The 22843-nt window shown below is 71.8% G+C and carries 17 protein-coding genes and 1 tRNA gene; 7 read left to right on the top strand and 11 right to left on the bottom strand.

Annotation, left to right across the window (positions count from 1 at the left end; translation table 11 throughout):
* Positions 1 to 83: 83 nt before the first annotated feature.
* The 3 genes from ACXR8F_RS01045 to ACXR8F_RS01035 all read right to left on the bottom strand — a co-directional run bounded on the left by ACXR8F_RS01045 (position 84) and on the right by ACXR8F_RS01035 (position 1471).
* Positions 84 to 581: a DUF2505 domain-containing protein gene (locus ACXR8F_RS01045; RefSeq protein WP_045188341.1), complete on the bottom strand. Its 498-nt coding sequence runs from the start codon at positions 579 to 581 to the stop codon at positions 84 to 86.
* A 69-nt stretch (positions 582 to 650) separates the two neighbouring features.
* Positions 651 to 1142: a hypothetical protein gene (locus ACXR8F_RS01040; RefSeq protein ID WP_045188344.1), complete on the bottom strand. Its 492-nt coding sequence runs from the start codon at positions 1140 to 1142 to the stop codon at positions 651 to 653.
* The gene (locus ACXR8F_RS01035) at positions 1139 to 1471 is read right to left on the bottom strand and encodes a hypothetical protein (RefSeq protein WP_458798405.1); all 333 of its coding nucleotides are present in this window, start codon (positions 1469 to 1471) and stop codon (positions 1139 to 1141) included. Before ACXR8F_RS01035 ends, ACXR8F_RS01040 begins: the two co-directional genes overlap by 4 nt.
* A 156-nt stretch (positions 1472 to 1627) precedes the next feature.
* Here ACXR8F_RS01035 and ACXR8F_RS01030 point away from each other — a divergent pair, with 156 nt between their 5' ends.
* A complete protein-coding gene (locus ACXR8F_RS01030) occupies positions 1628 to 6832 on the top strand; it encodes an NAD-glutamate dehydrogenase (protein WP_458798404.1) in 5205 nt (1734 codons plus the stop codon).
* A 222-nt stretch (positions 6833 to 7054) separates the two neighbouring features.
* Positions 7055 to 8542 (top strand): sensor histidine kinase, encoded by a 1488-nt coding sequence (locus ACXR8F_RS01025; protein ID WP_045188350.1) that lies wholly within the window; start codon positions 7055 to 7057, stop codon positions 8540 to 8542.
* 96 nt (positions 8543 to 8638) lie between these two features.
* Here the strand turns inward: ACXR8F_RS01025 and ACXR8F_RS01020 are convergent, their stop codons facing one another.
* Positions 8639 to 8887, bottom strand: a complete 249-nt coding sequence (locus tag ACXR8F_RS01020) for a WhiB family transcriptional regulator (protein WP_045188353.1) — start codon at positions 8885 to 8887, stop codon at positions 8639 to 8641.
* Positions 8888 to 9241: 354 nt separating this feature from the next.
* On the opposite strand from ACXR8F_RS01020, the gene ACXR8F_RS01015 reads away from it, so the two are divergent.
* The gene (locus ACXR8F_RS01015; RefSeq protein ID WP_458798403.1) at positions 9242 to 9667 is read left to right on the top strand and encodes a hypothetical protein; all 426 of its coding nucleotides are present in this window, start codon (positions 9242 to 9244) and stop codon (positions 9665 to 9667) included.
* Here ACXR8F_RS01015 and ACXR8F_RS01010 read toward each other — a convergent pair.
* The 5 genes from ACXR8F_RS01010 to ACXR8F_RS00990 all read right to left on the bottom strand — a co-directional run bounded on the left by ACXR8F_RS01010 (position 9660) and on the right by ACXR8F_RS00990 (position 16857).
* Positions 9660 to 10508 (bottom strand): GDSL-type esterase/lipase family protein, encoded by an 849-nt coding sequence (locus ACXR8F_RS01010; protein WP_458798402.1) that lies wholly within the window; start codon positions 10506 to 10508, stop codon positions 9660 to 9662. The two genes, ACXR8F_RS01015 and ACXR8F_RS01010, sit on opposite strands and share 8 nt — an antisense overlap.
* Before the next feature lie 4 nt (positions 10509 to 10512).
* Positions 10513 to 10689, bottom strand: a complete 177-nt coding sequence (locus ACXR8F_RS01005; protein ID WP_458798401.1) for a DUF6104 family protein — start codon at positions 10687 to 10689, stop codon at positions 10513 to 10515.
* A gap of 163 nt (positions 10690 to 10852) precedes the next feature.
* Positions 10853 to 14779, bottom strand: a complete 3927-nt coding sequence (locus ACXR8F_RS01000; protein WP_458798400.1) for a multifunctional oxoglutarate decarboxylase/oxoglutarate dehydrogenase thiamine pyrophosphate-binding subunit/dihydrolipoyllysine-residue succinyltransferase subunit — start codon at positions 14777 to 14779, stop codon at positions 10853 to 10855.
* 192 nt (positions 14780 to 14971) lie between these two features.
* Positions 14972 to 15772 carry an ABC transporter permease gene (locus tag ACXR8F_RS00995; RefSeq protein ID WP_045188361.1) on the bottom strand — a complete coding sequence of 267 codons (801 nt, stop codon included), beginning with the start codon at positions 15770 to 15772 and terminating at the stop codon, positions 14972 to 14974.
* Positions 15769 to 16857: an ABC transporter ATP-binding protein gene (locus ACXR8F_RS00990; protein ID WP_458798399.1), complete on the bottom strand. Its 1089-nt coding sequence runs from the start codon at positions 16855 to 16857 to the stop codon at positions 15769 to 15771. The genes ACXR8F_RS00995 and ACXR8F_RS00990 overlap by 4 nt, the downstream gene beginning before the upstream one ends.
* A 241-nt stretch (positions 16858 to 17098) precedes the next feature.
* Between ACXR8F_RS00990 and ACXR8F_RS00985 the strand changes: the two genes are divergently transcribed.
* The 4 genes from ACXR8F_RS00985 (at position 17099) to ACXR8F_RS00970 (ending at position 22014) form a co-directional block, all read left to right on the top strand.
* Complete coding sequence (locus ACXR8F_RS00985; protein WP_458798398.1) at positions 17099 to 18541, top strand: hemolysin family protein; 1443 nt, start codon at positions 17099 to 17101, stop codon at positions 18539 to 18541.
* The gene (locus ACXR8F_RS00980) at positions 18538 to 19575 is read left to right on the top strand and encodes a hemolysin family protein (RefSeq protein WP_458798397.1); all 1038 of its coding nucleotides are present in this window, start codon (positions 18538 to 18540) and stop codon (positions 19573 to 19575) included. The genes ACXR8F_RS00985 and ACXR8F_RS00980 overlap by 4 nt, the downstream gene beginning before the upstream one ends.
* A gap of 278 nt (positions 19576 to 19853) precedes the next feature.
* Positions 19854 to 20561, top strand: coding sequence for a response regulator (locus tag ACXR8F_RS00975; protein ID WP_458798396.1), 708 nt, complete (start codon positions 19854 to 19856; stop codon positions 20559 to 20561).
* A gap of 1 nt (position 20562) precedes the next feature.
* Entirely contained in the window at positions 20563 to 22014 is a 1452-nt protein-coding gene (locus ACXR8F_RS00970) for a sensor histidine kinase (RefSeq protein WP_458798395.1), read from the top strand.
* On the opposite strand, the gene ACXR8F_RS00965 is transcribed toward ACXR8F_RS00970, so the two are convergent.
* Both ACXR8F_RS00965 and ACXR8F_RS00960 read right to left on the bottom strand, forming a co-directional pair.
* Positions 21938 to 22555 carry an ASCH domain-containing protein gene (locus ACXR8F_RS00965; RefSeq protein ID WP_458798394.1) on the bottom strand — a complete coding sequence of 206 codons (618 nt, stop codon included), beginning with the start codon at positions 22553 to 22555 and terminating at the stop codon, positions 21938 to 21940. The two genes, ACXR8F_RS00970 and ACXR8F_RS00965, sit on opposite strands and share 77 nt — an antisense overlap.
* Before the next feature lie 161 nt (positions 22556 to 22716).
* Positions 22717 to 22791, bottom strand: a tRNA-Arg gene (locus tag ACXR8F_RS00960).
* Positions 22792 to 22843 lie beyond the last annotated feature (52 nt).

Raw genomic sequence — 22843 nt, 5'->3', positions numbered from 1 at the left:
TCCGTCGTCCGAGCAGGTATGCCGTCGGGCCCGTCCCCAGCAGGGGGCGGGCCCGACGTGTCGCGCGGTGAGCGGCGGGGCCGTCAGCCGCGCTCGGAGAGCCAGTCGGCGCCGGTGCGCTGCTCGCTGTGGATCGCCTCGATGACGGCCGGCGCGGCGGCCTTCTCCACCTTGCCGCCGAAGAGCGGGATGGACGCCTTGAGGTCGCCGTCGATGGTGATCACGCTGCCGCCACCCGAGGGAGCGAGCCGGATCTTCGAGCGCATCGCGACGGGCGCGCCCGCGACCTCGACCGTGAGGGTGCCGTCGCGACCGCCGTCGCCCGAGGCCGCCGCCCACTCGTAGGTCTCGGTCACCGAGAGGGTGGGCCCGACGATCGACTTCGCGAAGTCGGGCAGGTCGTCGGCCGGCAGGTCGCGCTTGGTGACGACGCGGGCGCCGTCACCGACTGCGCTGACCGCGGCCTCGTGCCGCTGCGCCCCGGCCTCGATGCACTTGCGCTCCTGGAAGGCCTGGTCGGTGACCATCGCGTAGACGGACTCGGGGGGTGCGGCATACGTGATCGTCTCGGTGATCCTCATGGCGCACACGCTATTGCACGCGCACGCGACGCCCCGGCGTCGGCTCGCGGGCGCCCGGTGCCGGGGCCCTCAGCCGCCCGACCTCGCCCGGTCGGAGAGCGCCACGAGCGACCGGTGCGACGCTTCGAGCTCACGCCGCAGCCGCGCCAGCTCGCGCGAGCGGACGGCCGTGACCCGGTTGAGCAGCTCCTGGAGGCGCTCGCGCTCGGCGAGCCGGTGGGCCGGCTCGACGCGGCTGGGACCGCTCCGCTCGACGACGAGCTGCCCGTCGACGACGAGGTCGCTGCGGGCGAGGGCAGGCTCGAGCGAGCGGAGCCCCGCCGCCGACTCGACCGCTGTGGTCGTCCACGACTGGAGCAGCCCACCGACGCGGTCGAGCTCGGTCGCGGCCCTCGTGACGAGGTCGCGCTCGTGACCGGACGGGTCGGGTGCGCCCGCCCGCGTGACGCGCGCCGCCGCGGAGTCGAGCTCGACCACGAGGTCGGCGAGCCGGCCCGCCTGGGTGCGCAGGGCACCGCCCAGCGCCGAGGCCGAACCGGGGTCGCCAGGGGAGAGGCTCATCCCGCGCCTCTCTGCGGCGCCCGGCCCGATGGGTCGGCGACCACGGAGGACGCCGAGGACGCAGAGGACGCAGAGGACGCAGAGGACGCTGCGGAACCGAGGTCCAGCAGGCGCTCCTCGAGCGCCTCGGACAGGGCGCGCAGGGTGTCGGCGGCCTGCTCGACCCAGGTGTCGAGCGCTCGTTGCGTGGGCAGGTCACCGAGGTCGGGGACGTGGGTGAGCAGCTCGTCGGACATCGACCGGGTGGCAGCGCGGGAGGTCGTGAGCGCCCGCAGTGTCGCGGGGTCCGCGCCGCTGCGACCCTGCCGACCGCGGTTCCCCTCGCTCATGGCACCACTCTAGGGACTGACCCCGGTGGTCCCCGCGAGTTCTCCACCGGGGGTGGTTCGGGCGGAGACCTCGACGGGGATAGGCTCACATCGTGAGATGCGCGGCACAGCGAGGTGCCGCGACACGGGCCGCACGGTGAGGAATCCGACAACCGCATGTCAGCGTCACTCGAACAGTCTCGAATCGACGTCATCAAGGCCGCGGCCGCGGCAGTGGCGCCTCCCAACAAGCGGGGCCGGGGCCGGGCCGCCGGCACCGCGCAGGCCGAGTTCGAGGAGTTCCTCCTCGCCTACTACCGCCTCGTGGCCACCGAGGACCTCCTGGCCCGTCCGGCGCGCGAGCTCGCCACCATCGCCTCGGAGCACCGCGCGTTCGCGCAGGACCGGCCCGTGGGCACCTTCAACGTCCGCGCGTTCAACCCCAGCTCCGACGACGAGGGCTGGTCGACGGGTCACACGGTCGTGCAGGTCGTCGTCGACGACATGCCCTTCCTCGTCGACTCGGTCGTGGCGGCCCTGGGTGGCTTCGACCGGGGCGTGCACCTCATCGTGCACCCGCAGATGACCGTGTCGCGCACCATCACGGGTGAGCTCAAGTCGGTCGTCACCGACGGGTCCACCACGGTGGAGTCGTCGGGTCTCGGCCTGGTCCGCGAGTCGTGGATGCACCTCGAGATCGACCGCCTGCCCGCCGACGCGCTGCCCGACGTCGAGGCGCGACTGCGCCACGTCCTCGACAACGTGCGCGACTCCGTCGAGGACTGGCCGAAGATGCGCGCGCACGCGCTGACCATCGCGAGCGAGCTGCGCTCCGCCACGCCCCCCGGCACCGACCCGCACCACGCGCGGGAGGCCAGCCGCTTCCTCGAGTGGCTCGCCCACAACAACTTCACCTTCCTCGGCTACCGCGAGTACTCCCTCTCTCACGAGGACGGCCACGACGTCTCGCGCCAGGTCCCGGGCACCGGCCTCGGTCTGCTCCGCTACGACCGGCCCTCCGCTGCAAAGGGACTCGTGCTCACGCCGGCTGCGAGCCGAGCCGCCCGCGACTCCAGCATCCTCATCATCACCAAGGCCAACTCGCGGGCCACCGTGCACCGCGACGTCTACCTCGACTACATCTCGATCAAGAAGTTCGACGCCCGCGGCGAGTGCGTCGGCGAGCAGCGTTTCCTCGGGCTCTACGCCTCGGCGGCCTACAACGACACGATCCACGACATCCCGCTCATCGACGTGCGGGCCCAGGAGGTGCTGCGCCTCACGGGCCTCAGCGCCGACAGCCACTCGGGCAAGGACATCCTCCAGATCCTCGAGACCTACCCGCGCGACGAGCTCTTCCAGACGAGCGCCCAGCAGCTCGCCGACATCGCGACGAGCGTCCTGCACCTGCAGGAGCGCCGCAAGACCAAGCTCTTCCTGCGCCGCGACGAGTTCGGCCGCTTCGTCTCGTGCCTCGTCTACCTCCCGCGCGACCGCTACAACACGACGGTCCGCCTGCGCATCGAGGCGATCCTGCTCCAGGCGTTCGGTGGCGAGAACATCGACAACACCACGCGGGTCAGCGAGTCCACCCTCGCCCGCCTGCACTTCGTCGTGCGTATGCCGGCAGGCACCGACATCCCCGACGTCGACGAGGCGGCGCTCGAGCGTCGCGTCATCGACGCCACCCGCACGTGGGACGAGGACCTCTCGGAGGCGCTCGGACAGGCCCGCGGGCTCGAGGGCGCGGCCCGCACCATGGCGGCCTACGCCAAGGCGCTGCCCGAGGCGTACAAGGAGGACTTCGACGTCGAGACCGCCGTCGAGGACCTCGACCGCATCGACGCGCTGGGCGACGGCGACCGCACCACCGGGCTGCACCTCTACGACGACCCGGCGTCCGACGACCCGCGCGAGCGGCGGTTCAAGCTCTACCGCCGCGCCGACCTGTCGCTGACCCAGGTGCTCCCGCTCTTCACCCACCTCGGCGTGGAGGTCACCGACGAGCGCCCCTACGAGATCCCGGGCTCCGACGGCCGCACCCTGCACATCTTCGACTTCGGCCTGTGCGCCGACGCCCGCACGTGGGGTGCGGGCGACGCCGCTCTCGCCGACGACGTCCGCGAGCGCTTCGAGGAGGCGTTCCGGGCGGTGTGGGACGGTCGCGCCGAGTCCGACGGCTTCAACGCCCTCGTCCTCGCGGCCGGCCTGACGTGGCGGCAGGTCGTCATCCTGCGCACCGTCGCGAAGTACCTCCGCCAGACCGGTTCGACCTTCTCGCAGGACTACGTCGAGTCGGCGCTCGTCGCCAACACCGGCATCGCCCGCAGCCTCGTCGAGCTCTTCGAGGCACGGTTCCACCCCGACGCGTTCCCCGCCACCGACGCCGGCCGCGACAAGCGCGCCGCGCGCGAGAAGCACGTCGTGACGAAGGTCCGCGAGGCCCTCGACGACGTCGCGAGCCTCGACCACGACCGCATCGTCCGGGCGCTGCTCGGCGTCATCCAGGCGAGCCTGCGCACGAACTTCTACCAGCCCGACGAGCACGGTCACGCCAAGCCGTACGTCTCGCTCAAGCTCAACCCCAAGAAGGTGCCCGACCTGCCGGCACCCCGCCCGATGTTCGAGATCTGGGTCTACAGCCCGCGCGTCGAGGGCGTGCACCTGCGCTTCGGCAAGGTCGCCCGCGGTGGCCTGCGGTGGTCCGACCGCCGCGAGGACTTCCGCACCGAGATCCTCGGCCTCGTCAAGGCGCAGATGGTCAAGAACGCCGTCATCGTGCCGACCGGCAGCAAGGGCGGCTTCTACGCCAAGCAGCTGCCCGACCCGGCGGTCGACCGCGCCGCGTGGATGGACGAGGGCATCGCGTCCTACAAGCTGTTCATCTCGGGCCTGCTCGACATCACCGACAACCTCGTCGCTGGCGCCGCCGTCGCACCCGAGCGTGTCGTCCGGCACGACGAGGACGACACCTACCTCGTCGTCGCGGCCGACAAGGGCACCGCGAAGTTCTCCGACATCGCGAACGGCATCTCGTCCGACTACGGCTTCTGGCTCGACGACGCGTTCGCCTCCGGCGGCTCGGCCGGCTACGACCACAAGGCCATGGGCATCACCGCGCGCGGCGCCTGGGAGTCCGTCAAGCGCCACTTCCGCGAGCTCGGCGTCGACACCCAGACCGAGGACTTCACCTGCGTGGGCGTCGGCGACATGAGCGGCGACGTCTTCGGCAACGGCATGCTGCTGTCCGAGCACATCCGGCTCGTCGCGGCCTTCGACCACCGCCACATCTTCGTCGACCCCGACCCCGACGCCGCCACCTCGTACGCCGAGCGCCGCCGCATGTTCGACCTGCCCGGGTCGTCGTGGGCCGACTACGACGAGAAGCTGATCAGCAAGGGCGGCGGTGTCTTCGCCCGTTCGGCCAAGTCGGTCCCGGTGTCGCCGCAGATGGTCGCGGCGCTCGGGCTGCGCCCCAACACGAAGTCCATGACGCCCGCCGACCTGATGAAGGCGATCCTGCTCGCGCCGGTCGACCTGCTGTGGAACGGCGGCATCGGCACCTACGTGAAGGCGACGGCCGAGACGAACTCCGAGATCGGCGACCGCGCCAACGACGCGATCCGCGTCAACGGCGCCGACCTGCGGTGCAAGGTCGTCGGCGAGGGCGGTAACCTCGGCGCGAGCCAGCTCGGCCGCATCGAGGCGGCGCTCGCCGGCGTGCGGGTCAACACCGACGCCATCGACAACAGCGCCGGCGTCGACACGTCCGACCACGAGGTCAACATCAAGATCCTCCTCACCGAGCTGACCCGCTCCGGCGAGCTGACCATGAAGCGCCGCAACACCCTGCTGGCCTCGATGACCGACGAGGTCGCCGAGCAGGTGCTGCGCGACAACTACGAGCAGAACGTGCTGCTCGGCAACGCCCGGGCGCAGCAGCACGCCATGCTCGGCGTGCACGAGCGCCTGATCCAGTTCCTCGAGGAGAAGGGCGACCTCGACCGTTCGCTCGAGTTCCTGCCGAGCGACGCCGAGATCGCGCGCCGCCAGAAGGACGGCCTCGGGCTCGCGTCGCCGGAGTTCTCCGTGCTCGTCGCCTACGCCAAGCTCTACCTCAAGAACCAGCTCATCTCAACGACCCTGCCCGACGACCCGTGGTTCGAGACGACGCTGGCCGAGTACTTCCCGAAGCCGTTGCGCGCGAAGTACGCCGCGCAGATCGCGGCCCACCCGCTGCGCCGCGAGATCATCACGAACGCTGTCGCCAACTCCATGGTCAACCGTGGTGGCATCACGTTCGCCTACCGGGCCGGCGAGGAGACCGGGGCCACCCCCGAGCAGGTCGCTCGCGCGTACGTCGTCTGTCGCGAGATCTTCGACCTGGCCGGCTTCGTGCGACGCGTCGAGGCCACCGACAACGTCGTGAGCACCGGTGCGCAGACGGCGCTCTACCTCGAGTTCCGCCGTCTCATCGACCGCTCGGTGCGCTGGTTCCTCTCGTCACGGCCGGCAGAGCTCGACATCGCTGCCGAGGTGGCCCGGTTCCGCCCCGGCATCCAGGCCTTCAGCGGCCGTATCGCCGAGCTGCTCCAGGGCAGCGAGCGCACGCGCCTCCAGCGCCGGGCTCGCGAGCTCGAGGGCAAGGGCGTGCCCGAGGAGCTGGCGGTCTCGGCCGCCTGCCTGCTCGACGGGTACTCCCTGCTCGACTGCATCGAGATCGCCGAGGAGACGGGCGAGAAGCTCGCCGATGTCGTCCCGACGTACTTCCTCACGTCCGAGACGTTCTCCATCGACGCCATGCTGACCCGCGTCACCAAGCTCCCGCGCGACGACCGGTGGGACGCCATGGCCCGTGGGGCCCTGCGCGACGACCTCTACGCCGTGCTCGAGAGCCTCACCCGCTCGGTGCTGGAGGTCAGCAACCCCAAGAACGACGCACCAGCCCGGCTCGCCGAGTGGTCCGAGCTCAACGCCGACGCGCTCGGCCGCGCCCGTGCGGCCCTCGGCGGCATCGAGCGGATGAGCCACGCCGGCATCGCCGCGCTGTCCGTCGCACTGCGCACGCTCCGCACCGTGACCAAGCCCGCCTCGTCGGGCCAGCCGGCACCGGTGCAGACCGAGGCGTCGCAGCCCAGCGCCGAGAAGAAGAGCCCACCCAGCCCGAAGCCGGCGAAGGCGGCTCAGGCGAAGAAGGGCACAGCCAAGAAGGTGACGGCCAAGAAGGGCACCGCCACGAAGGGCAACGCCACGAAGAAGGCGGTGGCGGCGACATCGGCACCCACGGCCGCCGCCAAGAAGGCTGCGTCCTCGGCCAAGAAGGCGGCGCCCTCCACCAAGAAGGCCGCAGCGAAGAAGGTGGCCGCCGCAGCCCGCACCTGACTCGAGCCCGCTGCTCCGGCGGGTCTGAGGGAGCGGGGCGTGGTGGTGCGAGCGGCATCGGCGGCGGGAGCCGAGCGCTGGGAGTGGGCGTCAAGGCATACTCCCGCCGACGCTCCACGCCGCGAGTGCCGCCATGCCTCGCTCCCGACCCTGACGGCCGGGCTCGGGCGGGCGCAGGAGGCCGCGAGGCCGGTGGGCGGGCCGGCTCACTAGGCTCGTGCCGTGGCAACCCTGAGCGAGCTCCTGCGCGGGCGGACCGACCTGCCCGACCACGACGTCGAGTGGCTCCAGCTTCTCGTCGGTGACTGGCAGCTCGTCGCCGACCTCTCCTTCGCCGACCTCGTGCTCTGGGTCCGCTCGGTGAGCGACCGGTGGGAGGCCGTCGCGCACGTGCGGCCGACCACGGGCCAGCTCGTCTTCGTCGAGGACCAGGTCGGCAGGGTCGCCGACCCGGGGCGCACCCGCGACCTCCTCGACGAGGCGGCCGCCGAGCAGCGCATCCTGCGGGTGCGCCAGGTCGTCGTGCCGCACGACCCGGGCCCCGACCAGGCCGTCCGCGAGGAGTACATCCCCGTCGTCCGTGGCGGCCACGTCGTGGCCGTGCTGACGCGGCACACGAACCTCTGGACGACGCGTACCCCCAGCCGGCTCGAGCTGACCTACCTCGCCACCGCCGACGCCCTCTGCCGCATGGTGACCGGTGGCGAGTTCCCGCACAGCGGCGCCCCGACCGGCCTGCGGCGCGGCGCCCCGCGCGTCGGCGACGGCGTCATCCGCCTCGATGTCGACGGCGTCGTCACCTACGCGAGTCCCAACGCCGTCTCGGCGCTGCACAGGCTCGGGCACCTCGGCGAGGTGGTGGGGGCGAGCCTCGCCCAGATCGTCACCGACAACGTGCGCGAGTCCTATCCGGTCGACGAGGGACTGCCCCTCGTCGTCACGGGCCGCCAGCCGTGGCGCACCGAGGTCGTCGCCGGTGGCACCACCGTGTCGATGCGGGCCATCCCGCTCACCGAGGCGGGCCAGCGGTTCGGCGCGATCGTGCTCATGCGTGATGTCGGTGAGCTGCGCCGACGTGAGCGCGAGCTGATGACCAAGGACGCGACGATCCGCGAGATCCACCACCGGGTCAAGAACAACCTGCAGTCCGTGGCCGCGCTGCTGCGCCTCCAGGCGCGGCGCCTGCCCGACGGCGAGGCGAAGGTCGCGCTGGCCGAGGCCGAGCGACGGGTCGGCACCATCGCCATGGTCCACGACCAGCTCAGCCAGGGTTTCGACGAGACGGTCGACTTCGACAGCATCGCGCAGCGCGGCCTCAACGCGGTCGTCGAGGTCTCAGCCAACGGGGCGCCGGTGCACACCGTGACGCAGGGGTCGTTCGGCCGGCTGCGGGCCGAGGACGCCACCTCGCTGGCGATGATCATGAGCGAGCTCGTGCAGAACTCCATCGAGCACGGGCTCGGCGATGCGGGGGGCGAGGTGCGCATCACGATCGAGCGGCAGCCCGACGAGCGTGGTCAGCCGAGGCTCGCGGTCTCCGTCGAGGACGACGGCAAGGGCATCGACCCCGAACGGCGGCCGGGGTCCGGCCTGGGCACGCAGATCGTCCAGTCGCTCGTGGGCGACCTCCAGGGCCGCATCACGTGGGAGCCCGTGACACCGCACGGCACCCGGGCCCGGTTCACCGCGAGCCTGCGCCCGATCAGCTGAGCGTCGCCGGTCCCGCCGCACGGTGGGCGGCCGGGCAGCCAAAAGCCCGGCGACCGTGTCGGTCACCGGGCTTGCGCACGAGGGGTTCGTGCGGGCTCAGCCGGCTCGGCGGGCCCGTGCGTTGCGGCGCTTGAGTGCGCGGCGCTCGTCCTCGGAGAGGCCTCCCCAGACGCCGGCGTCCTGGCCGGACTCAAGGGCCCACTTGAGGCACGTGTCGATGACCGGACAGGTCCGGCACACGGCCTTCGCCTCCTCGATCTGCAGGATGGCCGGTCCGGTGTTCCCGATGGGGAAGAACAGCTCGGGGTCGGCATCCAGGCAGGCAGCGCGGTCGCGCCAATCCATGTGGATCGTGCTCCTTCATGTGTCGTGTTCGGCACCTTGCGTCCGGGTTGTCGGTCGCGGTGCATGTGCTCGGGCGCCAGCGTCGTTGTCGGAGCCTGGTCATGGTGTCGGGGGTGGTCATCGGGGGATGACCCCCTGACCAACGGAAACGCGCACGAAGTTGTTCCGTACGCGTCGTGGACCATGAACCAGTGTGACCGGCAACCGTGTCCGTTTTCAACGCCGTGGGCGCTGGTCACACCAAGGATGGAGTCTATCGGCAGACGGCTCCCAGTTCCAGACCTCGAGCGGCCCGATGGGGTGCGCAGGGGAGCGGGGAGGGCCGTGCGTGCCCCGGGTCGTTAGGCTGCCGGGGTGACCCAACCGACCACTCCGAGCCGTGAGGTGGGCCGATCCCACCGCGCAGCAGCCCTGCTCACGCTTGTCGAGGCCCTCGTCGTCCTCGGCTTCGCCGCCTTCTACGTCTACGAGATGGTGACGGGCGCCACAGACGACCTGACGCGGGCGGCCACGTCGGGAGCGCTCATCCTGGTCTTCGGGATCGCGCTGCTGGCCCTCGCCAGGGCGTGGGCGAGGGCGTCGCAGTGGGCACGCACCCCGACGGTGCTGTGGAACGCGCTGCTGCTGCCGGTCGCGTGGTCGCTGCACGAGTCCGAGCGCGACGCGGTCGCGCTGGCCGTCGCCGCGGTCGCCGTGGCGAGCATCGTGGCCGCGCTGTCGAGCCCGGGTCGGCACGACGAGGTGGACGGGGCGGACGCGGAGACCGACGTCGTCAGCTGATCGAGAGCCAGTCGTTCCAGCCGTTGTGCAGGACGAGCCAGGCGATGAGGCCGTAGCCGGCCTGCCCGGGGTGTGCGCGGTCGGGACTCGCCGCCAGGTCGGCCATCCACTGGTCGTGCGTGGCGAGCGGCCGGAAGCAGTCGACGTAGGTGATGCCGCGCCGCGCACAGACGTCGGCCTGGGCCTCGGCGAGGGCCTCGATGCGGCGGTTGAGGTCGTCGTCGAGCGTCGGCGTCAGCCCCACCACGAAGACGCCGATGCCGGCGTTGGTGGCCTCGTCGAGCACGTTGGCGAGGTTGAGCCGCGACCGGGCCATGGTCATGCCCGAGAGCACGTCGTTGGTGCCGACCGACAGCACGAGGCGGCGCTCGCTGCGGCCCTTCCAGCGCGGGTGGCACTCCGCCCCCCAGCGCGTCACCACGTCGCCCGAGGTGTTGCCCCGCACGCCGAGGTTGTATGCCGTCAGGTCGAGGTCGGGGTGCTGCGTGCGAGCCACGACGCGACCGACCCAGCCCAGGCCCTTGGGGTCGCCGTAGCCGGCCGTCATCGAGGCGCCGACGAAGACCATCCCGACGTCGCGCAGGCCCTCGGCGACCGTGAACTCGGCGCTCGGCGTGTAGTACGGGTCGTCCGCGACGGGCGGCGCCGCCGGGGAGGGCGGAGCGGGTGCGGGAGGGTCGGACGGTGCGGCGTCGTCGGGGGCGGGCGCGGCGGCATACCGACCGGGGGCGTCGTCGGTGAACTGGGTGTGGGACGACGGGTAGGCCGGTCCCACGCCGTAGGGCTCGCGCGGGGCCTCGGGGGACCGGGTGGCCTGCGGCCCGGTGTTGCGGTCTCTCACGTGCTCAGTCCTCGTCGTCGTCCAGCCGAGCAAGCCAGGTGGCGAGTCGCTCGATGGGCACCTCGAACTCGGGGTTGAGGTCGACGAACGTGCGCAGCTGCTCGGCCAGCCACTCGACGGTGACCTCCTCCTCGCCGCGCCGGGCCGCCAGCTCCTCGATGCCCCTGTCGGTGAAGTACACGTGTGGAGGTTATCGCGACTGGCCGGGGGCCCGGCGGAGGCGGGCCGGTGAGCGGTCGCACACGCGCCCAGGCGGACGGCACACGGCGGCGGGAAGGACGGAGGGACCCCGCCGTGGTGGCGGGGTCCCTCCGTCTCGTGCACCGGCCCGAGGGCCGCCCGGGTCAGCGCCCGAACGCGCGCTCCATGAGCTCGGCCTGCTCGATGGCGTGCTTCTTCGACGAGCCGGTGGCCGGCGACGCGGCGGCCTTGCGCGCCACGACGCGCCACGGACGGGTCTCACCCATGCCGCAGAGGTCCTCGTGCAGCCACTGCGCCATGAGCGGCCAGGCGCCCTGGTTGCGGGGCTCGTCCTGCACCCAGACCAGCTCGGCGCCGGGGTACTTCGCGACGGCGTCGACGATCTCCTGCTCGGGGATCGGGTAGAGCTGCTCGACGCGCACGATGGCGGTCGCGGTGTCGCCGCGCTTCTCACGCTCGGCGTCGAGCTCGTGCACGATCTTGCCGCTCGCGAGCAGCACGCGGGTGACGTCCTTGGTGACGCCCTCGTGGTCGGCGAGCACCGGCTGGAAGCCGCCCGTCGTGAACGCCTCGACCGGGCTGGCCGCCGCCTTGCTGCGCAGCATCGACTTCGGGGTGAAGACGACGAGGGGCGTGCGCGGGCGGGCGTAGGCCTGACGGCGCAGGAGGTGGAAGTAGCTCGCCGCGGTCGACGGGTAGGCCACCGTCATGTTGTTCTCGGCGCACAGCTGCAGGTAGCGCTCGATGCGCGCGGAGCTGTGGTCGGGACCCTGGCCCTCGTAGCCGTGGGGGAGGAGCAGCACGACCGAGCTGCGCTGACCCCACTTCTGCTCGGAGCTGGAGATGAACTCGTCGACGATGGTCTGGGCGCCGTTGGCGAAGTCGCCGAACTGGGCCTCCCAGAGCACGAGCGCATCGGGCCGCTCGACGGAGTAGCCGTACTCGAAGCCCATCGCGGCGTACTCGGACAGCAGCGAGTCGTAGACCCAGAACCGGGCCTGGCCCTCACCGAGGTAGAGCAGCGGCGTCCACTCCTCCGCGGTGTCCTTGTCGATGAGGACGGCGTGGCGCTGGACGAACGTGCCGCGTCGGCTGTCCTGCCCGGCGAGGCGCACCGGGGTGCCCTCCTTGAGCAGCGTGCCGAAGGCGAGCAGCTCGGCCATCGGCCAGTCGATGCCGCCGTCGTGGACCATCGCGGCGCGCTTGTCCATGAGCTGCTTGAGCTTCGGGTGGATGGTGAAGCCCTGCGGCGGGTTGGCGAACGTCTCGCCGATGTGGACGATCTCGCTGGCCGGGACGCCCGTCTCGGTGGCCGACCGCACCGGCGCCTCGTCGTCGAGCACCTGCGCCATCGGCCGCTCCAGTCCGGCGTTGTCGGGGGCGTCGGAGTCGCGACGGTCGGCGGGCGCCGGCGTGCCGGCCGCCTGGGCCTTCTTCGCCTCGCGGGTCTCGACGAAGACGCGCTCGAGCTGCTGCTGGTAGTCGCGCAGCGCGGCCTCGGCGTCCTCGACGCTGATGTCGCCACGGCCGATGAGCGACTCGGTGTAGAGCTTGCGCACCGAACGCTTCGCCTCGATGAGGTTGTACATCAGCGGCTGGGTCATCGACGGGTCGTCGCCCTCGTTGTGCCCGCGTCGGCGGTAGCAGACGAGGTCGATGACGACGTCCTTGTTGAACTCCTGGCGGAACTCGTAGGCGAGCTCGGCGACGCGCACGCAGGCCTCCGGGTCGTCACCGTTCACGTGGAAGATCGGCGCCTGGATCATCCGGGCCACGTCCGTCGAGTACACCGAGGAGCGCGAGCTGCTCGGCGAGGTGGTGAAGCCGACCTGGTTGTTGATGACGACGTGGATCGTGCCGCCCGTGCGGTAGCCGCGCAGCTGCGAGAGGTTGAGCGTCTCGGCCACGACACCCTGGCCGGCGAACGCCGCGTCGCCGTGCAGCAGCACGGGCAGCACGGTGAACGACTCACCGGCGAGGTTGAGGCGGTCCTGCTTGGCGCGCACGATGCCCTCGAGCACCGGGTTGACCGCCTCGAGGTGCGACGGGTTGGCGGCGAGGTAGACCTTGGTCTTGCTGCCGTCCTCGGAGACGAACTCGCCCTCGGTGCCGAGGTGGTACTTCACGTCGCCGGAGCCCTGCACGGACTTCGGGTCCTGGGTGCCCTCGAACTCGCGGAAGATCTGGCCGTAGGACTTGCCCGCGATGTTGGCCAGCACGTTGAGGCGGCCACGGTGCGGCATGCCGATGCAGACCTCGTCGAGGTTCTCGCTGGCGGCCCGGCAGAGGATGCGGTCGAGCAGCGCGATGACCGACTCGCCGCCCTCGAGCGAGAAGCGCTTCTGGCCGACGAACTTGGTCTGCAGGAACGTCTCGAACGCCTCGGCGGCGTTGAGCCGGCGCATGATGCGCATCTGCTCGTCCCGGTTGGCCTTCTCGTAGGGCCGCTCGACCTTGTCCTGGATCCACTTGCGCTGGTCGGGGTCCTGGATGTGCATGTACTCGATGCCGACGGTGCGGCAGTAGGAGTCACGCAGGATGCCGAGGACCTTGCGCAGCTTGAGGAACGGGAAGCCGCCGAAGCCGCCGGTGGCGAACGTGCGGTCGAGGTCCCAGAGGGTCAGGCCGTGCGTCGTCACGTCGAGGTCGTGGTGGCGACGCTGCTTGTACTCGAGCGGGTCGGTGTCGGCCATGAGGTGGCCGCGGACGCGGTACGCGTGGATGAGCTCCTGCACGCGCGCGACCTTGTTGATGTCGTCGTCGTGCGAGGAGTCGATGTCCTGGATCCACCGGACCGGCTCGTAGGGGATGCGCAGCGACTCGAAGATCTCGTCGTAGAACCGGTTCTCGCCGAGGAGCAGCTGGTGGATGATGCGCAGGAAGTCACCGCTCTGCGCGCCCTGGATGATGCGGTGGTCGTACGTCGAGGTGAGCGTGAGGATCTTGCTCACGGCGTTGCGGTTGAGCGTCTCGGTGCTCGCGCCCTGCCACTCGGCGGGGTAGTCGAGCGCACCGACGCCGATGATGGCGCCCTGGCCGGCCATGAGGCGCGGCACCGAGTGCACGGTGCCGATGCCGCCGGGGTTGGTCAGCGAGATCGTCGTGCCCTGGAAGTCCTCGACGGTCAGCTTGTTGTTGCGCGCCTTGCGGACCATGTCCTCGTAGGCGGTCCAGAAGTGGACGAAGTCCATCTCCTCGGCCGACTTGACCGACGGGACGACGAGGGTGCGGCTGCCGTCGGGCTTCTGCAGGTCGATGGCGAGACCGAAGTTGACGTGGGCGGGCTGCACGAGCGCCGGCTTGCCGTTCACCTCGGTGAAGCCGTTGTTCATCTCCGGCATGATCGCCAGGGCCTTGACCATGGCGTAGCCGATGAGGTGGGTGAAGCTGACCTTGCCGCCGCGGGAGCGGGCGAGGTGGTTGTTGATGACGACACGGTTGTCGATGAGCAGCTTGGCCGGGACGGCGCGCACGCTCGTCGCGGTCGGCACCGACAGCGAGACCTCCATGTTCGACACGACCCGCGACGGGGCGCCGCGCAGCGGCGTCACGACGTCCTCGTTGACGGGACCGGTGCCCTTGACGGCGGGGATGTCGCGCGGCTTCGGCGCCTCGGCCGACGGCTCTGCCTTCGGGTCGGACTTGGGCTCGGTCTTCGCCTCGGTCTTCGCCTCGGTCTTCGCCTCGGTGGCAGCGGGAGCAGGCTGCGCAGCCGCGGTGGCCGGAGGCTGCGCGGCAGCCTTGGGCTGTGCTGCGGTCTTCGCCTCGGCGGGCGCAGGGGCGGCCTTGGCCGGCGCGGGCGCCGGGGAGCCGTTGCTCGCCCCGTTGCTGGGCGCGGCGGCCGGCTCGGCCTTCGTCGCGGTCGCCGTGCGGCTCGGGGCCGCGCTCGTTGCCGTGCCCTTGGGCCGGCCCGAGTCGGCCTCACCCGGCCGGTAGTCCTCGAAGAACCCCCACCAGGCCTTGTCGACCGACGACTTGTCGGTCAGGTACTGCTGGTAGAGCTCGTCGACGAGCCATTCGTTCGGCCCGAACGCTGCAATCGGGTCACCGGACGTGGACTGATCGGACACGGCGAATGCGCCTCTTTCGTTTGGCTTGGGAGCGACGTTGCGTATACAGGGGTCAAGCCTAGCCCTGAACGCTCCGATACCGGACGGCGGCTCGGATGTCGAGCCGGGCCGTCGACGAGGGCTTCGTCACGTTGACACCGGTGGCCGCCGAGCGCCCCTGTGCGGCACGGCAGCACGCGTGCGGAAGAGGCCTCAGCTGATGTCGGAGCGCAGTGTGCGCCACGTGCCGAGACCGGCCATGACGACGGCATACGCGGTGAGGACGAGAGCACCCGCCCACCACGAGAGCTGCTCGACCGGCTGCCCGTCGAAGCCGCCGCTCGTCGCCTCGACCATCGCGCTCGTGGCCCGGCTAGGCAGGTACGGCGAGATGCTCTTGCCCCACTCGGTGAGGGCGAGGACGAGGCTCAGCACCGGCTCGACGATCCAGGCGACGGCGACCGAGATGAGCAGGGCCGCGACCTGGTTCGGGATGAGGATGCCGGCGCCCAGCCCGATCATGGCCCAGAGGCCCAGGACGAGCAGGCACAGCGCGAGGGTGCGCCAGATGGACGTGTCGGCGTAGGGGGACACGCCCTTGGAGGTGAGCACGAGCGACCCGGCGCCGACGGCACCGGCCAGCGAGAGCACCCCGTAGAAGGCGCCGATGACGAGCAGCGCCGCCACCTTCGCCGCCATGACCCGCCCGCGGCGAGGGATGGCGAGGAAGGTCGCGGTGATCGTCTGGTGGCGGTACTCGGACCCGATGGTCAGCACCCCGACGGCCAGCGTCAGCAGGTAGCCGACCTGCAGCCCACCCGTGAAGACGGCCTTGGCGATGGCCGCGTCGGTGCGCGGCGCGACCGCCCCCTGCGGGCCCTGGACGGCGTCGCTCGTGAAGAAGAAGGCGAAGAGGACGGCGAAGGCGGCACCGCTCACGAGCACGGCGATCGCCATGCCCCACCACAGGCGGGTCGTGAAGAACTTGCGCAGCTCGGCGCGTACGGCGGTCATCGCGCGCCGCCGTCGCGTCGGCCGTGGACCCCGGCTTCGCGCTCACGCGCGTCGGGGCCCGGTTCGGCGAGCAGCGCCGGGTCGACGGGTGGGCCGCTGGGCGGTGGCAGGTCGCTCGGCGGCCCGGACGCCACCTCGTCCGCGGCCCCACCCGACTCCGCGAGGAGGTTGCGGTTGCGGAACTCCTCGCTCTCGGTGAGGTTGAAGAAGAGCTCCTCGAGGTGGGTCTGCTCCGACCGCAGCTCGTGGATCGCGACGTCGCTCGCGTGGGCGACGTCGCCGACGCTCGCGAGGTCGTCGGTCGTGACGCGGAGGCCACGGCCGGCCGCGGTCACGGTGAGCCCACGACGTCGAAGCCCCTCGGCCAGCCGGTCGGGGTCGGACGTGCGCACGTATGCCGTCGGGTTGCCCCGCAGCTCGGCGACGGTGCCCTGGGCGACCCGCTTGCCGTTGGCGATGATGACGACGTCGTCCACGGTCTGCTCGACCTCCGAGAGCATGTGGCTGGAGATGAGCAGCGTGCGCCCCTCGTCGGCGAGGTGGCGCAGGAAGCCGCGCAGCCACCGGATGCCCTCGGGGTCGAGGCCGTTCGCCGGCTCGTCGAGGATGATGACGCGGGGGTCGCCGAGCAGGGCAGCGGCGAGGCCGAGCCGCTGACGCATACCCATCGAGTAGCCGCCGGCGCGCTTGCGGGCGGCGGCGGGGATGCCGACGAGCTCGAGCAGCTCGTCGACGCGCCGGTCGGGCACGCCCGCGACCGCCGCCTGCACGCGCAGGTGGTTGCGCCCCGTACGCCCGGGGTGGAAGTTCGTGGCCTCGAGCGCGGACCCGACCACCGTGAGCGGGTTGGGGATGTCGCGGTAGCGGTGGCCGTCGATCGTGGCCGTGCCGGCCGTGGCGCGGACGAGGCCGAGCAGCATGCGCAGCGTCGTCGTCTTGCCGCTGCCGTTGGGGCCCAGGAACCCGGTGACCCGGCCCGGCTCGACGTCGAAGTCGAGGTGGTCGACGGCGGTGAAGGAGCCGAACCGCTTGGTCAGCCCGCGCACCTCGATGCGACCGCCCCGCTCAGCTCGTGCGCCCTCCACCGTGCCCTCTTTCGCTCGCCCCGCCGAGACCCCTGATGCGCCCAACTCAACCACACGGCACACGGCGGCAGACGGACCGGACAGAGCCGGCGGGGGCCGGCGGGGTCCCGTCGACGGCAGCCCGCCCGCACGGCCCGGGCGCTGGTGGCCTCGCCACCTGCCTGCCTCCCTATAGTTGGCGCACCATGACGTCCATCCGAGCCCAGGTGCCCGCCGTCCCGGCCCGACGGGTGGCGCGACGGTGACCGAGTGGCTGCTCGTCCTGGGGGCCGTGCTGCTGACGGCGGGGACGGCGGTCTTCGTGGCCGCCGAGTTCTCGCTCGTCGCGCTCGACCGGCCGACGGTCCAGCGCGCCATCGACGAGGGCGACTCACGGGCCCGCGTCGTGCTCCAGTCGCTGAAGCAGCTCTCGACCCAGCTGTCCGCGGCGCAGGTCGGCATCACCATCACGACCCTCGTCGTCGGCTACCTCGCACAGCCCTCGATCGGCGTGCTCGTGTCGGGACCGCTCGAGGCGTCCGGTCTGGGCGACGGCGCGGTGGAGGCGGTCTCGAGCACGATCGCCCTCGTCCTCGCGACCGTCTTCTCGATGGTCTTCGGCGAGCTGCTGCCGCAGTTCCTCGGCATCTCGGCGCCGTTGTCCACGGCGAAGGTCGTCGCCCTGCCCGTACGCGTGTTCGCCGTCATCGCGAAGCCGCTCATCGTCGTGCTCAACGGGTCGGCGAACGCCTTCCTCCGCTCGCTCGGCATCGAGCCGCAGGAGGAGCTCTCCGGCGCCCGCACGCCCCAGGAGCTCGCGAGCCTCGTGCAGCGCTCCGCCGAGGCCGGCACCCTCGACGTCACCACGGCGCGCATGCTGACGCGCTCGCTCGGCTTCGGGGAGCGCACCGCCGACGACGTCATGACCCCCCGGGTGCGCTGCACCGGCATCCACCGCGAAGAGTCCGCCGACGACGTGCTGCGCCTCTCGCGGCGCACCGGCCACTCGCGCTTCCCCGTGCTGGGCGACGACTGGGACGACATCGACGGCGTGGTCCACGTCAAGAAGGCGATGGCGGTGCCGCACGAGCGGCGCCGGGACGTGCCCGTCTCGGCGCTGATGTCCGAGCGGCTCGTCGTGCCCGAGACCATCCGGCTCGACCCGCTGCTGCGCCAGCTGCGCGAGGGGGGCTTCCAGATGGCCGTCGTCGTCGACGAGTACGGCGGCACGTCCGGCATCGTCACGCTCGAGGACGTCGTCGAGGAGATCGTCGGCGAGGTGTCCGACGAGCACGACCGCAGCCGGCAGGGCGGCCGTGAGCTCGTGGACGGGTCGTGGACCGTCCCGGGTCTGTGGCGTCCCGACGAGGTGCGCGACGCCTTCGACGCCGACGTCCCCGACGGGCACACCTACGAGACGATGGGCGGCTACGTCATGCACGTGCTCGGCCGGGTGCCCGTCGTCGGTGACGTCGTCGAGCTGCCCGGGTGGCGCATCAACGTCGTCGGGATGGAGGGGCGCCGGGTCGACCGGCTCCGTTTCGTGCCCGACCCCGACTCGCTGCCGGCCGCCGAGCGCGCCGTCGGCGACGACGGCGACTCGGGCGACGGCGCCGCCGGTGACCCGGCAGGAAGCGAACCGGGCGGCGCCGCACGAGGGGGCACCCGGCATACGGCCTCCGCCGGCGAGGGGGAGCGATCGTGAACGGGCCCTGGGTCTACGTCGTCTCGCTCCTCCTGCTGCTCGGCAACGCGTTCTTCGTCGGTGCCGAGTTCGCGGCCATGGCGGTGCGCCGCTCGACGCTCGAGCCGCTCGCCGACGCCGGCAGCAAGCGCGCCGCGTCGTGCCTGCTCGCCCTCGAACGGCTCGGTTCGATGCTCGCCACCGCGCAGCTCGGCATCACCGTCTGCTCGGTGGGCCTCGGTGCGCTCGCCGAGGCGGCGCTGCACCACCTGCTCGAGCCCGTCTTCCACGCGTGGGGGCTCTCCGAGGCCTGGGCGGGCGGGGTCGCCCTCGCGCTCGCGCTGCTCATCGTCAGCTACCTGCACGTCGTCGTCGGCGAGATGATCCCGAAGAACCTCGCCATCGCCGGCCCCGACCGGGCGGCACTCGTGCTCGTGCCGCCCCTCTTCCTCATCTCGCGCACCCTGCGGCCCATCGTGCACGCGATGGAGACCGTCGCCAAGGCCCTCGTGCGGCTCTTCCGGGTCGAGCCCAAGGACGAGATCACCTCGGTCTTCACCGTCGAGGAGGTCGCCCACATCGTCGGCGAGTCACGCCGGGAGGGGCTCATCGAGGAGGAGCGCCACGGGCTCGTCGCCAAGACGCTCGAGTTCTCCGACAAGCTGGCCCGCGACGTCGCCGTCGGCGTCACCGAGCTGACGACGGTCCAGCTCGGCGCCACCCCGGCCGACATCGAGCGGCTCGTCGCGAAACAGGGCTTCTCGCGCTACCCCGTGCGCGACGCGGCCGGCGAGATCGCGGGCTACATCCACCTCAAGGACGTGCTGTACGCCGACGACGAGCGTCACGAGCAGCCCATCCCGCCCAAGCGCATCCGGCGCCTGGCCACCGTCCGCGACGGCGACGACATCGAGGACGTCCTCGCCACGATGCAGCTGAGCGGCTCGCACCTGGCCCGGGTCATCGACGGCGACGCCGCCGTGACCGGCGTCGTCTTCCTCGAGGACGTCCTCGAGGAGCTCGTCGGCGAGGTCACCGACACGACCCAGCGCTGACGCCCGCCGGGACGGCTCGGCGGGCGTCAGCCGGTGGCGCGCGGCCACCGTGGTGATGACACCGGTCCGGGGAGGGCAGGAGGACCGGGTCACCGGCGGGGGAGTCGGTGCGGGGGAGCACGTCCAAGGGTGGGTCGTGGCAGGCTCGGCGGCAACACCCATCGGCGGGCGGGAGCCCTCCCCAAGATTTGGGGTGAAACGCCTACGTCGCCGTCCGCGCCTTGTGATAATTGCGGGACGGGAGGGGTGGCCCGCACGCGGACGTATGGGGGATTCAGATGGGTCGTGGCCTGCCCGGAGGGCACCTGAAGCATGCTGACGAGCTCGCCGGCGAGCACGTGGAGCTGCTGGCGGTCGCCGTCGTCGACGACCACCGCGCGGTGGCCGACGCGATGGCCTTCGCCGTCGAGCGAGAGGCCGGGCTCACCTGTGCCGGGGTCGCCTACTCGGCCGCCTCGGCGCTCGAGCTGCTGCAACGCGAGCACCCGGACGCGGTGCTCATGGACGTGCGGCTCGGCCACGACGACGGGATCGACCTCACGGCGGAGCTGACGAAGCGGCTGCCCGACCTGCGGGTCATCGTGCTCACCGCCCACCTCGACCAGGGCCTGATGAGCCGCGCGGCCGACGCGGGCGCGTGCGCGCTGCTGCCCAAGGACGGCTCGTGGGAGGACGTCATCGAGGCGATCCACTCCGCGTCGCGCGACGGCTTCCACGTGCACCCGAAGCTGCTCCGGGGTCTCGTCGGCTCCCAGCCGGCCCGTGGCCTGCCACCGGTCGACCTGACCTCCCGTGAGGCGGAGGTGCTGGGGCTGCTCGCCGAGGGCCGTGACGCCACCGAGATCGCCCGCAGTCTCGGCATCTCGGTGCTGACGAGCCGTGGGCACATCAAGAGCGTGCTCGCGAAGCTCGGTGCCCACTCACAGCTCGAGGCCGTGGTCACGGCGAGCCGCCTGGGGATGGTGAGCCTCCGAGGGGCTGGCTGACGTGGCGCTGGTGCGCTCGGCCGACCCCCTGCCGGGCGGCGTCACGCGATCCGCGCTGCGGCGCTTCCTCCTCTGGACGCTGGCCGCGCTCGCGCTCGTCGGACTCGGCACGGTGCTGCTGGCCCGTCCTCTCGCGTCGCAGATCGCCCTTCGCGACGCCACGGTGCGCGGCTCGGGGCTGGCGCGTTACGTCGTGGCTCCCCTGGTGGACCGGCGAGTGCGGGCCGGTGACCCCGGTCCCACGTCGACGCTGGCCTACCTGCTGCAGAACCGGATGCGCGACGGCTCGATCGTGCACGCGAAGATCTGGACCGCGGAGGGGCGGGTGCTCTGGGCCGACGAGCTGCAGCTCATCGGCAAGACCTTCCCGCTCGACGAGGACGTCGCCGAGCTCTTCGGCACCGAGAACGTCACCTCGGCCGTGTCGGACCTGTCCAAGGCCGAGAACGCCGACGAGCGTGCCAGCGGCGAGCTCCTCGAGGTGTATGCCGGCCTCCACGACGCGGAGGGGGTTCCCCTCGTCTTCGAGTCCTACTGGACCGCCGACCCCGTGCACGAGGACGAGTCGGCCCTCCTCGGACGGCTGGCGTTGCTGGGCCTCGGGTCGCTGCTGCTCTTCGCCGTGATGGTGCTCCCGCTCGCCGTGTCGTTGGCCCGGAGGGTCGAACGCGGCGAGGCCGACCGCAGCAGGATGCTGCGCCACGCGCTGTCGGCGTCGGACCTCGAGCGGCGCCGCATCGCGGACGACCTGCACGACGGGGTGCTGCAGAACCTCGCGGGTTTCGGCTACCTCATGGGCTCGCTCGTCGACGACCTGCCGCCGGAGGCGACCCGGGCCCGCACCATCGTCGGCGACCTCTCGAGCGGTCTCAAGCGCGACGCCGAGGGGCTGCGCTCGCTCATGACCGACATCTACCCGGCCGACCTCGCCGAGGGCGGCCTGGTGCCGGCCGTCGACCGGCTCGCCGACCAGGCGCGCGCCGCAGGCCTCGCCGTCGAGATCGACCTCGACCCGGCGGTCGCCGCAACCGGCCTCCCCATGGCCCAGGTCGTCTACCGCTCGATCCGGGAGGGGCTGCGCAACGTCCTCAAGCACGCCGACGCGTCAACGGTCCTGCTCCGGGCACGGGTCGTCGCCGACCAGGTCGTCGTCAGCGTGCGCGACGACGGCGTCGGCCCGCGCGATGCGCGGGGCCTCGCACCGCGCGGGGCCGACAAGGGTTCCGGGCAGGGGCACGTCGGCCTGCACCTGCTGAGGGACACGGTGCGCGACCTCGGCGGAGACCTCGTGCTCAGTGCACCGGACGGCGGGGGAGCCCTCCTCACCGTCACGGTCCCCAGGGCGTTCGCCGACTCCTGGGTCGGCACCGCCGCCGTCAGCGGTCGTTCCGGTCGGCCCAGCCGAGGTAGGCCGCGCCGCGCGGCGAGAGCTCGTATCCGACCTCGTGGCTGATGGTGAGCCCCAGTGTCTTCAGCTTGCGGATGTCGACCTTCATCGGCAGCAACTCGCAGCCACGGAGTGCAGCCAGCTCCTTCGAGACCACCCGAGGGTTGTCGCGGATCCACTCGAGGATGTCGCGGGTCCAGGCGCCACTCGGTCGCGCATCGAGCCGAGCGAGCCTGGTCGCGATCTCCTGTAGCTCATGGTCGTCGGGCACCTTCTCGCGCAACGCTATTCGTGGGTCCTCGCCGGCCCAGCTCAGCCGTATGCGGTAGACCTTGTCGCCGCCGCGGCCACCGCGGGCGGACGGCTTGCGGTCGGTCGGGGTCAGGGCCTTCTGCAGCGCCGCGAGGCTCTTGACGCCCGCCCTGCGAGCGTCGCGCTCGGTCAGCTTCGCGGGGTCGCGCACCTGGCTCACCGCGTCGAACCGCACCAGCCCGGCCGGTGTGAGCTGCAGCCCGCCCACCTTGACCCGTGGCACGTCCCAGCGCCGGAAGGCCTGCGTCACGGTGCCCGCGCGGATGGCTTCGGCGACCGGCTTCGAGATGAGCACGCCCCATCGTGGCACCGGATCTCATCGTTCGGTGCCCCCGGCAGGACTCCGGTTCCGTCCTCGTTCCTCGGAAGGCACCTCCTCGAATCCGTCGGGGGCACAAAACGGGAAGAGGCTGATCCGAGTGACGCTTCGCGTCTTCAGACCAGCCTCTTCCGGTGTGGTGCCCCCGGCAGGATTCGAACCTGCGCTCCCGCCTCCGGAGGGCGGTGCTCTATCCCCTGAGCTACGGGGGCGATGCGCACTTTCGTGCGCCCGGTGAGATTAGCAGCCGAGGCGCCCGATCGC

Source organism: Terrabacter sp. AAH1, from assembly GCF_054456855.1.
The sequence above is the reverse complement of the archived record's forward strand: the minus strand, read 5'-3'. Positions and strand labels throughout refer to the sequence as shown.